Genomic DNA, 12,887 nt, shown 5'->3' on the forward strand with positions numbered 1-12,887 from the left:
CTGGGTCGATTTCCCGGCGCCCTCGCCGCCTTCGAAGGTGATGAACCGACCGCGTGCCACGCGGCCAAATTGGCCGGTTCGCCGGCTTTGTCCAGCGCCCTAGAAGGGCCGAACGACGCGGGCCTCGGCGAAGCCGTAGGACGCCACCCGGTCGCGCAGGCTCCAAGCCTCCCCCTCGTCGGCTCCGCCCGCCAGCATGACCCGGTAGAGGGTCACCCCGTCGGCGCGCTGCACCGGCTCGATAGTGGCCGGGCCCGCGCCCGCCAGCTGGTCGGCCACCCGTTGGGCGTTGCCGGGATCGGAGAAGGCGCCGGCCTGGACGCGATAAACGCCGGACGTCGAGGCGGCCGCCTTCACAGGCGGGGCGGAAGCGATGGGCGGCAGCGGCATCGAGGCCACGGCGGTTGGCGCCGCAAGGCCGGTATAGGCAATGGGCGCGGCCGGCAGGCTCGAACTGGGCGCGGGCGTCGGGGTATAGGCCGCATGCCGCAAGCCGGCGTCGGGCGGACCGAGCTCGGCCGGGCCCGCATAGCGCACGCGCACATTGGCGGTGCCCTGGCGGTCGAAGCCCAGCTGCCGAGCGGCCTCCCGCGACAGATCGATCACCCGGCCGCCGACGAAGGGCCCGCGGTCGTTGACCCGCACCGTCATCTTCTTGCCGTTGTCGAGGTTGGTCACCTCCACCATGGACGGCAGCGGCAGGGTGGTGTGCGCCGCCGAGACGGCGTTCATGTCGAAGACCTCGCCATTGGCGGTGGGCTTCATGTGGAATTCGTCGCCGTACCAGGAGGCGACGCCCCGCTGGTCGTAGGTCGGCTCTTCCTTGGGCACGTACCAGATTCCGGCCACCTGATAGGGCGCGCCGACCTTGTAGCGGCCGCCGGCCCCGTTGGGCTGGGCGCCGGTCGAGGGCCCGGCCGCGACCGGTCCGCCGTTCGGCATGCGCGCCGAATAGCGTGGCTGGGGCGTGGCGCAGGCGGCCAGCGCCGCGCTCCCCACCAGCACCATGGCCACGCTGCGCGCTTGTATGTGGATGCGGGTCATAGACCGCCCTTCCCTGTCTCGAACGCTCCCCAGCGCCATGCTCGGGACCAGGATGGGCGTAAGGGTTTGAGCCAGGGTTAAGGAACAGGGTTAATTCGTTAATCCTGTTGGGCGCTTGGAGCGTCCCGCTCCGCACTGCTATAGGCGCAGGTTCGCGCCGGATGGGTGGCCGAGTGGTTTAAGGCACTGGTCTTGAAAACCAGCGACGGGCAACCGTCCGTGGGTTCGAATCCCACCCCATCCGCCAGAACCATGACCAAGAACCGGCGCCAGAGTTCAACGGACATGGTTCGTTCCGCCCTCGAGTCATCGCCAGAAAAAACAATTTCCGCAGCACGCGACGTCAGTATTCGACCACAAGGGCCCGGCGGCTTGTGACCCTTGACAGACAGTGTCAATATCTCGGCCATGACCTCGAGCGAGATGACCTCTCTTCGAGGCGCCGCCCGCCGCAATGTGCTGAGGCTGTTCTGTTTTCTGCTGATTGCGCTGGGCTCCGCCGCGGCCGTCACAGCCGCCGACACCACGGGCGCCCGCGCGGCCATGGTGCTGCAGATCGACGGCGCGATCGGACCCGCGAGCGCCGACTACTTCGCACGCGGCCTGGAAAAGGCGAAAGATCGCGGCGCGGTGATCGTCGTGCTGCGCCTGGACACCCCGGGCGGCCTCGACGCCTCCATGCGCGACATCATCCGGGAGATCATAGCCTCCCCCGTGCCAGTCGCGACCTATGTCGCGCCGGGCGGGGCGCGAGCGGCGAGCGCCGGAACCTACATCCTCTACGCCAGCCACGTGGCGGCCATGGCGCCGGGCACCAATCTGGGGGCGGCGACCCCTGTCGAGATCGGGGCCCTCCCCGGCCTGGCCCCGCGGGAAGAACCCGCGCGACGAGATCCAGCTGCGACGCACGATCCCAAGGCCGGCGCCTCGCCACCGAAAGGCCAGTCTCCTAGTCCGTCACCATCGGCCAGCAAGATGGAGGCCAAGGCTACAAACGACGCGGTGGCCTATATACGCGCCCTGGCCCACCTGCGGGGGCGCAACGCCGACTGGGGCGAGCGGGCGGTGCGCGAGGCCGCCAGTCTCGACGCCGACGACGCCCTGGCCGCAAAGGTGATCGATTTCATGGCGCGCGACGTCGCCGACGTCCTGGTCAAGGCCGACGGCCGCGCCGTGACGGTCGGCGGATCCCAAGTCACGTTGAACACGCGCGGACTCGACCTGGTGCATGTCTCGCCCGATTGGCGTCACCAGGTGCTCGCCGTCGTCACCAATCCCAACGTCGCCCTGCTGTTGATGATGATCGGCATCTACGGTCTGCTATTCGAGTTCATGAGCCCCGGGGCGCTCTATCCCGGCGTGATCGGCGCGATCTGTCTGCTCGTCGGGCTGTACGCCCTGGCTGTGTTGCCGGTGAGCTATGCCGGCCTGGCGCTCATCCTGGTCGGAATTAGCCTGATGGTAGCCGAGGCGTTCGCACCGTCGTTCGGGGTTTTGGGCATCGGCGGCGCCGCGGCCTTCCTGCTAGGCGGGATGATCCTCATCGACACGGAGGCGCCGGGCTTCGGGATGTCGCTTCCGCTACTCGCGGGCCTCGCCGCGGCGAGTCTCGCCTTCACACTGCTCGTCCTGAGATTGGCGCTCACCTCGCGCCGCCGGCCCGTGGTGAGCGGTCGCGAGGAGATGATCGGCCACCCGGGCGTCGTCCAGTCGTGGAACGATGGGGCCGGGTTCGTGTTCGCCCATAGCGAGCGATGGCGAGCCGTGTCCGACGCGCCGCTGCGCCCCGGAGACCGGGTCAGAACGGTGGCGATCGACAATCTAACCCTCACCGTGGCGCCGGAGGAGAGCGGCGATCGCCCCTAGATGTAGGAATCCTCGAGATGCTGACCGGCCTGGCCTTCTACGTCCCCATCGTCGCGCTGCTGGTCGCGGTGCTGGCCGCTGCGATCAAGATCCTACGCGAATACATGCGCGGCGTCGTCTTCACCCTGGGCCGGTTCACCGGCGTGAGAGGGCCAGGTTTGATCCTGCTGCTGCCCTTCATCCAACAGATGGTGCGGGTCGACTTGCGCACAATGGTGCTGGACGTACCGAGCCAGGACGTCATTTCACGCGACAATGTCTCGGTGAAGGTCAACGCCGTGCTCTATTTCCGGGTGGTCGATCCCGAGAAGGCGACGATCCAGGTCGAGAACTACATGCAGGCCACCAGCCAACTCGCCCAGACCACCCTGCGCTCGGTTCTAGGGAAACACGACCTCGACGAGATGCTGGCCGAGCGCGACAAGCTCAACAACGACATCCAGGAAATCCTCGACGCCCAGACCGACGCCTGGGGGATCAAGGTCGCCAATGTCGAGATCAAGCATGTCGATATCGATGAGAGCATGATCCGCGTCATCGCTCGCCAGGCCGAGGCCGAGCGTGAGCGGCGCGCCAAGGTGATCAGCGCCGAGGGCGAACAGCAGGCCGCCCAGAAGCTGCATGAGGCCGCCGTGATCCTAAGCGAGCCGCCCGAGGCGATGCAGCTTCGCTATCTCAGCGCCCTGACGGTGATCGCCAACGACCGCACCAACACCATCGTCTTCCCCTTCCCGCTCGAGGTCGGGTCGATCCTGTCGGCGCTGCAAAAGCCGAAATAGCGCGCCAGGCGCGGCGATCGTCCCCGGCTCACGTCGCCGAGCGGGCGGCTCGCTTCGATGTGTTGAGGGCCACGGCGGCGCGGATGAGCGCCTTCAACGCCGCTTCGTCGATCTTGTCGCCCTCATGGATATCGATGGCGCGCCGCGTATTGCCTTCGAGGCTGGAGTTGAACAGGCCTGAGGGGTCCTCCAAGGAGGCGCCCTTGGCGAAGGTCAGCTTGACGGCGGTCTTGTAGGTCTCGCCGGTGCAGATCATTCCGGCGTGCGACCACACCGGAACCCCTCTCCACTTCCACTCCTCGACCACTTCGGGGTCGGCCTGGCTGATGAGGCTTCGCACCCGGGCGAGCGTCTCGCCGCGCCAGTCGTCAAGTCCCTTGATCTTCGCGTCGATCAGCTGCGACGGAGAGGCCTCTCCCGCTTCTTCGCTCATGCCGTTCGTCCTCTTCGCTCACATTCGTTCGCCGGGCAGTTGGCTGGCCTGCTTCACCCAGTCGGCGAGCTGGGCTTCGTCGAACTGGTTGTGCTCGTGGATATGGAAGTAGCGGGTGTCCTGGCTCTTGGATTCGACAGGCGGGATAGGATGCAGCGCCGCGCCGCGAAAGAAGGCCACCTTGATGTACTTCGTGAAGCAATGGAGGCTGAGGAACCAGCCATCGCCCTCGACGCCATAAAACGGCGAGTTCCATTTGACCGCCTTGTGCACGCCGGGGACCGTTCGCTCGATCAGCGCGTCGAGGCGGCGCCCGACCTCACTCTTCCAGCCGGGCATGGCCGCGATGTAGGCCTGGACAGGGGCGTCGCCATGGCCCTTCGCGATCTGAGGGTTGCCGCCTGACAGGAGGGTTGGCTCGGCCATCGCGCTCGTTCCTATCCGTCGGCGCGTTGCGCGCCGCGCCACTTGGCGGCGTACGGTAGGGCGAACATGTACAGACCGGTGAGGGTCATCAAGGCGAGCGGAAACAGCGGCAGGAAATACACCCATTGGGCCGGCTCCTTGCCCATTCCCAAGGTGACGAAGATGGCGACGACGACCGCCGTGAAGGCGATCGACAGCCAGCGGTGGGTCTGCCGAATCCAAGCGTTCCAGTTCAATGGGATCTCCTCCGAAGACGAACCGATGCGGGTGCAGATTGGCGGCGGCCTCAATCCAACCGCGCCAGGAGTTGGTCCAGGCTTTCGAGGAACTGCCGCCAACCCGCCATGGCGCCGCCGAAGGCCTGTTTCTGATCCGGCCGGAAGCCCACCTGCTCCATGCGAAGGTGAGTACCGGTGCTCGTCGGGGTGAGCGTGAAGGTCACCACGCTTGTCAGATCGAAGGCCGCATCGTCGTGCTTGAAATTCCAGGTGTAGGACAGCGTCCTGTGCGGCTCGGCGGCCAGGACCTCGCAGTCCAATACGCCGCCCCAGCCTCCACGAAGATTGAAGCGGTGGCCCACGACAGGCTCGAAGTCATTCTTCATGAGCCACTCCTCGATGAGGTGTGGCTGGGTGAGCGCACGCCAGAGCTTTTCGGGCGGATGGGAAATCTCCCGTTCGACCACGACGGAGCGCGTTTCGGTCGCGGTATTACTCACTGGTCCATCCTTCCGAGCAGGTTTTCGAGGTCGTCGAAGCAGGTTTCCCAGAACCCGGACATCTGGCTTGTCCAGTCGGCCAGAGGGGCCAGGGCGGCGGGCTGCGCGCTGTAGTGAGTCTGGCGGCCTGCGTGGCGGTCGCGCACCAGTCCGGCCTGCCTCAGGATCCCGAGATGCTTTGATACGGCCGGCTGCGAGACCCCGGCCCCGGCTGTCAGGGCCCCGACCGTCTGCTCGCCTTCGCGACACAGGCGTTCGAAAAGCGCGCGCCGGGTCGGATCGGCGAGCGTTCTGAAGAGGACGTCGTGCGCACTAGGCATCAAAACACATAACTCTCTGGCTATTGATCGAACTCATAACCAGCGGGATATGGGTGAGTCAAGCGTACGGCCGACGCCCTAACCCCAAGGGCTCCAGGCCCATAGGACGCCGGCCACGACCGCCAGACCGCGAAGCTCATTCAAAACGAGCAAGGTCAGGCCGATCCTGCCGACCGGAATTTTCCGCCCGCGCACAACCATGGCCTGAGCGAAGCATGCCCGCTCGGTGAAGTGAAGAAAAAATTAACCTTCCTTAATATCGCCTCGCCCAGCGCGCGACGGCTGCCGGACCTCAGGACCTGGTTTGGGGCCGGCAGTCCCCCTGCCGCCGAGGGCCAGAAGCGATGGGCGTCGCGCAGGAAGCAAGGCTGCTCAGGCCTTCCGTAGGGTCCCCGTGGCGCGGATGGCGCCGTTCCATTACCTTGCGGTTTGCCGGCGGTGGAACGGACCGCGGACGCCTCGACGCGACCGCGGGAACGAGAGAGAGGGATCGATGCACTACAAGGAACTCAAGCAGGCCTGGGCCGAGCTCACCGCCCCCGGACAGCCGTTCGAGATCGTCGAGGTCGAGGTGCGCGGCGAGAAGCTCCGCGCCTTCCGGCACGCCCCGCCTTCCGTGCGCGAGATCTGGCTTTCGACCCTGCAGTTCGCCGATCGTGACTACCTTGTCTACCAGGACGAACGCCTGACCTACGGCCAGGCCCACGCCAAGGTGAACGCCGTGGCCGCCTGGCTGACTGAGCAAGGCGTGCGGCCCGGCGACCGGGTGGCCATCGCCATGCGCAACTATCCCGAATGGATGTTGATCTACTGGGCCTGCGCCTGCCTGGGCGTGGCCGCGGTCGGCATCAACGCCTGGTGGGTCACCGAGGAGCTCGCCTACGCCGTCAAGGATTCCGCGCCCAAGGTGATCTTCGCCGATAGTGAGCGCCTGCCCCGCATCCTGGAGCGCCCCGAGGTCGCCGAGGGCGTCCTGCTGGTGGCCGTGCGCACCGATCCCGTCCCGGCCGGCGTGATCCCCTGGGCCGAGGTCGTGGCCAAGGGCGGCGAGATGCCGGCCGTGAGCGTCGATCCCGACGCCGACGCCTGCATCTTCTACACCTCCGGCACCACGGGCTTCCCGAAGGGCGCGCAGCTTACCCATCGGGGCTGCGTCGCCAACCTCATGAACATGATGTTCTCCGGCCAGGTCCAGGGCCTGGCGACGGCGCGGGCCACAGGCGTCATGCCCGACCCCGCCGCGCCGCTCCCCATTCCCGTGGGCCTGATCACCACCCCGCTGTTCCACGTCACCGCCAACAACTGCGCCGCCTATGCGATCAGCGCCGGCGGCGGGAAGATGGTGCTGATGTACCGCTGGGACGCCGGGGAGGCCCTGAGGCTGATCGAGCGCGAGGGCGTCACCGCCATGAGCGGCGTGCCGACCATGGCGCGCGAGTTGATCAGCCACCCCGACTTCGCCACGACCGACACCTCCAGCCTGACCACCCTGGGCGGCGGAGGCGCGCAGCTTCCGCCCGACCTGGTCGGCAAGATCGACGCCCAGGTGAAGACCGCGCGGCCGAATACCGGCTACGGCATGACCGAGACCTGCGGAATCATCACCGCCGTGGCTGCCGACTTCTTCGTAGACAAGCCCGAGAGCTGTGGCCGCGCCATGCCGACCTTCGAGGTCAAGGTGGTCGACGACGAGGGCAAGACCCTGCCTCCCGGCCAGGTCGGCGAGCTGTGGGTCAAGGGCACGCCGGTGATCAAGGGCTACATCAACCGCCCAGAGGCCACCGCCGAGTCGATCCACCAGGGTTGGCTGCGCACCGGCGATGTGGCCAGGATCGACGAGGACGAGTTCATCTTCATCGTCGACCGCAAGAAGGACATGGTCCTGCGCGGCGGCGAGAACGTCTATTGCGCCGAGGTCGAGGCGACGATCTTCCGCCACCCCGCCGTGGCCGAGACCTGCGTCTTCGGCGTTCCCGACGCGCGCCTGGGCGAGGAAGTCGGCGCCGCCGTGGTGCTGCGCCGAGGGGAAAGTGTCAGCGCCCAGGACCTGCGCGCCCACTGCGCGGCCATCGCCGCCAAGCACAAGATCCCGCGCTATATCTGGTTCCTGGAGGACCCCATTCCGCGCAACGCCAGCGGCAAGTTCCTCAAGCGGCAGCTGCGCGAGACCCTGGCGGTGGACGCCGCGGTCTAGAAAGCGTTGGCCGCAGGCGACGGATCGGCGCGAACAGGCTAATTCTGTTTAACCCGAAGGGTTTTTCGCCGCGCGACCCGCGGCCAATCGCCCGTCAGGCTTGTATTTCCGGCCGGCGGCGGCGACTGTCCCCTCGGGCGTTCAAGGCGCAGCTTCGGCGGCGTCATGGTGGTGCGAATCCTGTCGAGTTCGCTCGCGTGGGAAGGGGCGGTCTTGGATCGAGAAACGGACGTCAGAGGTGAGGTCGTCATCGCGCGGCTGCACGCCCTGGTTCGCGCCGGCTATCGAACGGACCTGGGTCATGAGCGGACCAAGGGCGCCGTGACGTTCAAGCATCCCCGCAAGGCCGCCGAAGTGACCCTGTGGGCCGATGGCCGGGTCGTGGACGGCGCGCCCTCCTTCATCGCCAACGACAGCAACCAGACGATCATCGCGGCCGATGACAAGGCCGGGTTCGACAAGTTCATCGCCGAGTCGCCCTCACCCGTGGCGGTCCGCAAGGTCGGCTCCAGTCTGTTGGAGACCGTCATCCTGGCCGCTGCGGCTTGGGCGATCCTCATCGGCGCGGTCTACAGCTTCTGGCGGTTGTCCCAGTTCGTGCTTGGCACCATCATCCAGGCCCTGACCACCTGAGGGAGACGCCCATGGCCGACTACGCCGCCGAGATCGCCGCGGCCATGGCGTGCCTGGATGACTTCATGGCCGCCTTCAACGCCCGCGACGTCAAGGCCTTCGAGGCGACCTTCAACCTACCCAGCGTACGCCTGGCCTCGAACACTCTCACCATCATCGAGTCCGGCTACCATCAGCCCCAGATGTTCGAACGCGGGCCGCTGGCCGAGTGGGACCATTCGGCGTGGGAGCGCCGCGAGGTCATCCACGCCGGCGCCGACAAGGTGCACATCGACACCCGCTTCACCCGCTATCGCACCGACGGCAGCGTCATCGGCGGCTTCGATTCCATCTATGTGGTCACCCGCGAGAACGGCCACTGGGGCGTCAAGGCCCGCTCCAGCTACGCGCCCTAGGCAGCGCGTCGACGGGAGGTGGAGATCGCGCCCCGCGACGAACTCTCCATGAATTCCAGCAATTCAGCCGCCGCGCCATCGGCGGTCTGTCGGGCCTTGGCCAGCCGCTCGGCAAGGCCAGCGTTGTCCTGGAACAGCGTGCGATAGGCCCGTCGCAGGGCCTGTATCTCAACAGGCGGAAAATCTGCCCGGCGCAGCCCCTCGAAGTTCAACGAGACCAGGCGCGCCCGATCGCCTTGCACAAGGCAGAACGGCGGCACGTCCTGGGTGACGATGGAGCCGCCGGCCACGAAGGCGTGCCGTCCGATCCGCACATGCTGGTGCACCGCGCAGAGTCCGCTCACCCAGGCGCAATCGCCCACCTCCACGCCGCCGCCGAGCACCGAACCATTGGCGATCTTGATGTCGTCGCCCAGCCGGCAGTCATGGGCGATGTGGGCGGCGGCCATGACTAGGTTCCGGGAGCCGACCACCGTGGCCTCGACCGCCGAGGCGTGGACGGTGACGAACTCCCGGAAGACATTGCCGTCGCCGACGATCAGGCGACCGACGCCGCCCGCCCAACCGGCGACCTGCGGTCCGGCGCCGATCGAGCAGGATTGCAGGAACCGGTTTCCAGCTCCGATCCGCGTCTCGCCTTCGATCACCGCGTGCGGGCCCACGATGTTGCCGGGCCCCATCCGCACGCCCGCACCGATCACGGCGTAGGGCCCTATATCGCAGGCGTCGCCAAGCCGCGCGCCAGGGTCGATTACGGCGGTTGGATGGATACGGGGCATGCTCCGAAGCTAGGCCTGCGGTCGCTCGGCTCAAACTCAACTTCGATGACCGATTGCGTCGGCCATTGAGGTCGCCGCCCAGCCGTGGCGATCTAGGCGTGGGGGACCAGAAGAGAGACGCCTCATGTTGAAACCCATCGCCATCGCGGCGGCTGTCGCCGCCCTCACCTTCCCCGCTGCGGCCCTCGCCCATCACGGCTGGAGTTCGTACGACGCGGAAAAGCTCATCGAGGTCACCGCGCCCCTGTCAAACGTGACCTGGGGCAACCCGCACGGCGGAGCCAAGGTCCGCTATCAGGGCAAGTCCTGGGACGTCGTCCTGGCGCCCGTCGCGCGGATGGAGGCCCGCGGCCTGACCCGGACCATGATCACGTCGGGCAAGCCGGTGACCCTGGAAGGCTATGCCCGCAAGGACGGCGTGACCGAGATGCGCGTCGAGCGGGTCACGGTGGACGGCAAGACCGTCGAGCTCCGCTAGGCGTGGACGCCGCGGTCGCGCTCGCCGAAACGCTGCAGAGCTCGGCCTTCGGCGCCTGGGCGCGGGGCTCCTCATACGCCTATCCGGCGGCGAACCTGATCCACCTCCTGGGCCTGGCGATGCTGGTGGGCGGGATCGGCTTGCTGGACCTGCGCCTGTTCGGCGCGTTCCGCGCCATTCCGGTCGCGGCCTTGTGGCGGGTCTTGACGCCCATCGGCGTCGCGGGACTGCTGCTGATGGTTCCGAGCGGCTTCGTCATGTTCGCCGCCGACGCCGGCGCGCTCGCCGTTTCCGACACCTTCCGGCGTAAGCTGATGCTGATCACGCTCGCCCTGGTCAACGCCGGCGCCTATCGCCTGGCCTGGCGTCGGAGGCTGGGGGACTGGGACGCGACGGCGCCGTGGATCGCCCGTGCGCTTGCCCTGACATCCTTGCTGCTCTGGCTCACGGTGGCGGCGCTCGGCCGCCTGATCGCCTACACATAGGTTCCGATTCCTTTCAGCGGACGCCCACCACTTGCCCACCGCCGTCTACGGATCGCCGCCGCGCGATGTCATCGAGCCCGCCGCTGGAGCAATCCAGGTCTCGCCCTTGGTTCCGGGATCGCAGGACCTCGCCGTGTTTCCGGATGGCGCGCTGGACGAGGTCGCGGTCCTGGTTCCGCCAGGCGCGATCGAGGCGAGCCATGTGCTGGCCCAGGCGCTGCGCGTCCTGAAGCCCGGCGGCCTGCTGACCGCCGCCGCGCCGAAGGACAAGGGCGGGTTGAGGCTGAAGAATATCCTGGCGGCCATGGGCTGCGAGGTGGCGGAGACCTCCCGACGGCACCACAGAATCTGCGCCGTCGAGCGGCCGGAAACCCTGGTCGGGCTCGAGGCGACCCTGGCCGAGGGCGCGCCGCGCCAGCTTCCGGAGGGCCTCTGGTCCCAGGCCGGGGTGTTCAGTTGGGACCGGCTCGATCCCGGCAGCGCCCTGCTGCTGCGCCACCTTCCGGCCCTGAGCGGCCGGGGTGCCGATTTCGGCTGTGGGATCGGCTGGCTCGCCCAGGCTGTTCTCACCTCGCCCAAGGTCACCGAACTGGCGATGATCGATCTGGACCGGCGGGCGATCGAGGCCGCGCGGCGCAACATCGAGGATCCCCGGGCGAGCCTTCAGTGGGCCGATGTGCGCCAGGCCGCCGCCGCCCTCACCGGCCTCGACTTCGTCGTGATGAACCCGCCCTTCCACGACGGCGGCGCCGAAGACCGCGCCCTGGGCCAGGCCTTCATCCGCGCCGCGGCGGCGTCTCTGCGCAACGGCGGAACCCTGTGGATCACCGCCAACCGGCATCTGCCCTATGAAGCGGTGCTGACGGAGGCGTTCAAGACCGTGTGTCCCATGGCCGACTCCGGCGGCTACAAGGTGTACGAAGCGCGTAGATGACCAAGACCCCGACTATGCGGCTGGACCGCCTGCTGGCCAATCTGGGCTATGGAAGCCGCAAGGAGATGCACGGCCTTGTCGCCGCCGGCGAGGTCATCCTCGACGGTGTGGCCCTGTCCGACGCCAACGCCAGGATCGCCATCGGTCCGGACCTGCCCCGACGCATGACCATTCTGGGCGCGGCGGTCGATCCGCCGCCGCCGATGATCCTGATGCTGCACAAGCCGCTGGGGGTGGTCTGCTCACACAAGGAGGCGGGCCTCCGGATCTACGACCTGCTGCCACCGCGATGGCGGGTGCGTGATCCGGCGCTCTCCAGCGTCGGGCGGCTCGACAAGGAGACCTCCGGCCTGCTGCTGATCACCGATGACGGCGGCTTCCTGCACCGGGTGATCTCGCCCAAGCGCCATGTGTCCAAGAGCTATGTCGCCACCCTCGACCGCCCCTTGAGCGGCCTGGAAGGCGAGGTGTTCGCCAGCGGGACCCTGATGCTGGAGGGAGAGGACAAGCCCCTGTTCCCGGCCATTCTCGAACCGGTCGGCGAGCGGGAGGCCCGGCTGATCATCGAGGAAGGCCGCTACCACCAGGTTCGGCGGATGTTCGCCGCGGTCGGCAACCACGTCACGGCCCTGCACCGCGACCGGATCGGAGGCCTCGCCCTGCCCGACGACCTGGTCGCCGGCGAATATCGCGTGCTCAGGGCCCAGACCGCCGAGAGCGTGTTCGGCGCCTAGCGCTCACCACAGGCTCTTGGCGGCGCGCTCCGGCCACTCGGCGTCGTAGGCCGCACCGCCGACCCGCGCCTGGCTGAGCTCGGCCAGGATCTGACCCGCGGTGGGCAGCGAGGTCGGATCCACATGTTTCTCGGGATTCCAGAGTTCGGAGCGGACGATGGCCCGTGCGCACTGGAAATAGACGCTCTCGACAGTGATCACGACGACGGAACGCGGCGATTGGCCCTTGACCGAGAACGACGCCAACAGCTCCGGCGCGACCGATATCTCGGCCCGGCCGTTGATGCGCAGGGTGTTCCCCGAACCGGGAATCAGGAACAGCAGGGCCACTCGGGGATCGCGCACGATGTTCCGCAGCGAGTCGCACCGGTTGTTGCCGCGTCGGTCGGGCATCAGGACGGTCCGCTCGTCCTCGATCCGCACCACTTGGCCGTCGTCGCCGCGCGGCGAGCAGTCCAGACCCTCGGGGCCGGCGGTGGCCAGCGCCACGAAGGGCGAGGCCTCGATCAGGGCCGCGTACTGGGTGGTGATCCAGTCGACCTCCTTGACCGTCGAGGCCTGGTTGGGGACGCCATAGATCGCCTCCAACGCTGCAATCGTAGCGATGACCGTCATGACGCACCCCGCGAACCGATGACCGGCTTCTAACCGGGCGAGCCGGCGAAGTCA

General features: G+C 67.6%; 17 protein-coding genes and 1 tRNA gene. 10 read left to right on the forward strand and 8 right to left on the reverse strand.

Annotated features, from left to right (window positions below; all coding sequences use genetic code 11):
• Positions 1–99: 99 nt before the first annotated feature.
• Entirely contained in the window at positions 100–1,044 is a 945-nt protein-coding gene (locus tag Q8Q88_RS13860) for a septal ring lytic transglycosylase RlpA family protein (RefSeq protein ID WP_305675775.1), read from the reverse strand.
• A gap of 159 nt (positions 1,045–1,203) precedes the next feature.
• Between Q8Q88_RS13860 and Q8Q88_RS13865 the strand changes: the two genes are divergently transcribed.
• The 3 genes from Q8Q88_RS13865 (at position 1,204) to Q8Q88_RS13875 (ending at position 3,689) form a co-directional block, all read left to right on the forward strand.
• Positions 1,204–1,291: transfer RNA gene (locus tag Q8Q88_RS13865), tRNA-Ser, on the forward strand.
• 176 nt (positions 1,292–1,467) lie between these two features.
• The gene (locus Q8Q88_RS13870) at positions 1,468–2,910 is read left to right on the forward strand and encodes a nodulation protein NfeD (RefSeq protein WP_305675776.1); all 1,443 of its coding nucleotides are present in this window, start codon (positions 1,468–1,470) and stop codon (positions 2,908–2,910) included.
• A gap of 17 nt (positions 2,911–2,927) precedes the next feature.
• Entirely contained in the window at positions 2,928–3,689 is a 762-nt protein-coding gene (locus Q8Q88_RS13875; protein ID WP_305675777.1) for a slipin family protein, read from the forward strand.
• Positions 3,690–3,717: 28 nt separating this feature from the next.
• Here the strand turns inward: Q8Q88_RS13875 and Q8Q88_RS13880 are convergent, their stop codons facing one another.
• Genes Q8Q88_RS13880 through Q8Q88_RS13900 form a run of 5 tightly spaced genes read right to left on the reverse strand, consistent with a single transcriptional unit; the run spans position 3,718 to position 5,586 of the window.
• Positions 3,718–4,122 carry a DUF1801 domain-containing protein gene (locus Q8Q88_RS13880; protein WP_305675778.1) on the reverse strand — a complete coding sequence of 135 codons (405 nt, stop codon included), beginning with the start codon at positions 4,120–4,122 and terminating at the stop codon, positions 3,718–3,720.
• 18 nt (positions 4,123–4,140) lie between these two features.
• Positions 4,141–4,548 (reverse strand): DUF1801 domain-containing protein, encoded by a 408-nt coding sequence (locus tag Q8Q88_RS13885; RefSeq protein ID WP_305675779.1) that lies wholly within the window; start codon positions 4,546–4,548, stop codon positions 4,141–4,143.
• 11 nt (positions 4,549–4,559) lie between these two features.
• A complete protein-coding gene (locus tag Q8Q88_RS13890; RefSeq protein WP_305675780.1) occupies positions 4,560–4,784 on the reverse strand; it encodes a hypothetical protein in 225 nt (74 codons plus the stop codon).
• Positions 4,785–4,834: 50 nt separating this feature from the next.
• Positions 4,835–5,266 (reverse strand): SRPBCC domain-containing protein, encoded by a 432-nt coding sequence (locus Q8Q88_RS13895; protein WP_305675781.1) that lies wholly within the window; start codon positions 5,264–5,266, stop codon positions 4,835–4,837.
• Positions 5,263–5,586 carry a helix-turn-helix transcriptional regulator gene (locus Q8Q88_RS13900; RefSeq protein ID WP_305675782.1) on the reverse strand — a complete coding sequence of 108 codons (324 nt, stop codon included), beginning with the start codon at positions 5,584–5,586 and terminating at the stop codon, positions 5,263–5,265. Before Q8Q88_RS13900 ends, Q8Q88_RS13895 begins: the two co-directional genes overlap by 4 nt.
• Positions 5,587–6,079: 493 nt before the next feature.
• Here Q8Q88_RS13900 and Q8Q88_RS13905 point away from each other — a divergent pair, with 493 nt between their 5' ends.
• The 3 genes from Q8Q88_RS13905 to Q8Q88_RS13915 all read left to right on the forward strand — a co-directional run bounded on the left by Q8Q88_RS13905 (position 6,080) and on the right by Q8Q88_RS13915 (position 8,808).
• Complete coding sequence (locus Q8Q88_RS13905; RefSeq protein WP_305675783.1) at positions 6,080–7,780, forward strand: class I adenylate-forming enzyme family protein; 1,701 nt, start codon at positions 6,080–6,082, stop codon at positions 7,778–7,780.
• Between the two features lie 213 nt (positions 7,781–7,993).
• The gene (locus Q8Q88_RS13910; RefSeq protein WP_305675784.1) at positions 7,994–8,413 is read left to right on the forward strand and encodes a hypothetical protein; all 420 of its coding nucleotides are present in this window, start codon (positions 7,994–7,996) and stop codon (positions 8,411–8,413) included.
• A gap of 11 nt (positions 8,414–8,424) precedes the next feature.
• Positions 8,425–8,808 (forward strand): hypothetical protein, encoded by a 384-nt coding sequence (locus Q8Q88_RS13915; protein ID WP_305675785.1) that lies wholly within the window; start codon positions 8,425–8,427, stop codon positions 8,806–8,808.
• Here Q8Q88_RS13915 and lpxA read toward each other — a convergent pair.
• Positions 8,805–9,587, reverse strand: a complete 783-nt coding sequence (gene lpxA / locus Q8Q88_RS13920; RefSeq protein WP_305675786.1) for an acyl-ACP--UDP-N-acetylglucosamine O-acyltransferase — start codon at positions 9,585–9,587, stop codon at positions 8,805–8,807. The genes Q8Q88_RS13915 and lpxA overlap by 4 nt on opposite strands.
• 124 nt (positions 9,588–9,711) lie before the next feature.
• Here lpxA and Q8Q88_RS13925 point away from each other — a divergent pair, with 124 nt between their 5' ends.
• The 4 genes from Q8Q88_RS13925 to Q8Q88_RS13940 are packed head-to-tail and all read left to right on the forward strand — an operon-like array spanning position 9,712 to position 12,218.
• On the forward strand, positions 9,712–10,065 hold the full coding sequence (locus Q8Q88_RS13925; protein WP_305675787.1) for a DUF6152 family protein: 354 nt from the start codon (positions 9,712–9,714) through the stop codon (positions 10,063–10,065).
• 2 nt (positions 10,066–10,067) lie between these two features.
• Positions 10,068–10,550, forward strand: coding sequence for a DUF6644 family protein (locus Q8Q88_RS13930; RefSeq protein ID WP_305675788.1), 483 nt, complete (start codon positions 10,068–10,070; stop codon positions 10,548–10,550).
• Positions 10,551–10,581: 31 nt separating this feature from the next.
• Positions 10,582–11,484 (forward strand): class I SAM-dependent methyltransferase, encoded by a 903-nt coding sequence (locus tag Q8Q88_RS13935; RefSeq protein ID WP_305675789.1) that lies wholly within the window; start codon positions 10,582–10,584, stop codon positions 11,482–11,484.
• Positions 11,481–12,218, forward strand: coding sequence for a pseudouridine synthase (locus tag Q8Q88_RS13940; protein WP_305675790.1), 738 nt, complete (start codon positions 11,481–11,483; stop codon positions 12,216–12,218). Before Q8Q88_RS13935 ends, Q8Q88_RS13940 begins: the two co-directional genes overlap by 4 nt.
• 3 nt (positions 12,219–12,221) lie before the next feature.
• Here the strand turns inward: Q8Q88_RS13940 and Q8Q88_RS13945 are convergent, their stop codons facing one another.
• The gene (locus tag Q8Q88_RS13945; RefSeq protein WP_305675791.1) at positions 12,222–12,833 is read right to left on the reverse strand and encodes a pyridoxamine 5'-phosphate oxidase family protein; all 612 of its coding nucleotides are present in this window, start codon (positions 12,831–12,833) and stop codon (positions 12,222–12,224) included.
• Positions 12,834–12,887 lie beyond the last annotated feature (54 nt).

The organism is Phenylobacterium sp., from assembly GCF_030697925.1.
In the GTDB taxonomy this organism is placed as follows: Bacteria; Pseudomonadota; Alphaproteobacteria; order Caulobacterales; family Caulobacteraceae; genus Phenylobacterium.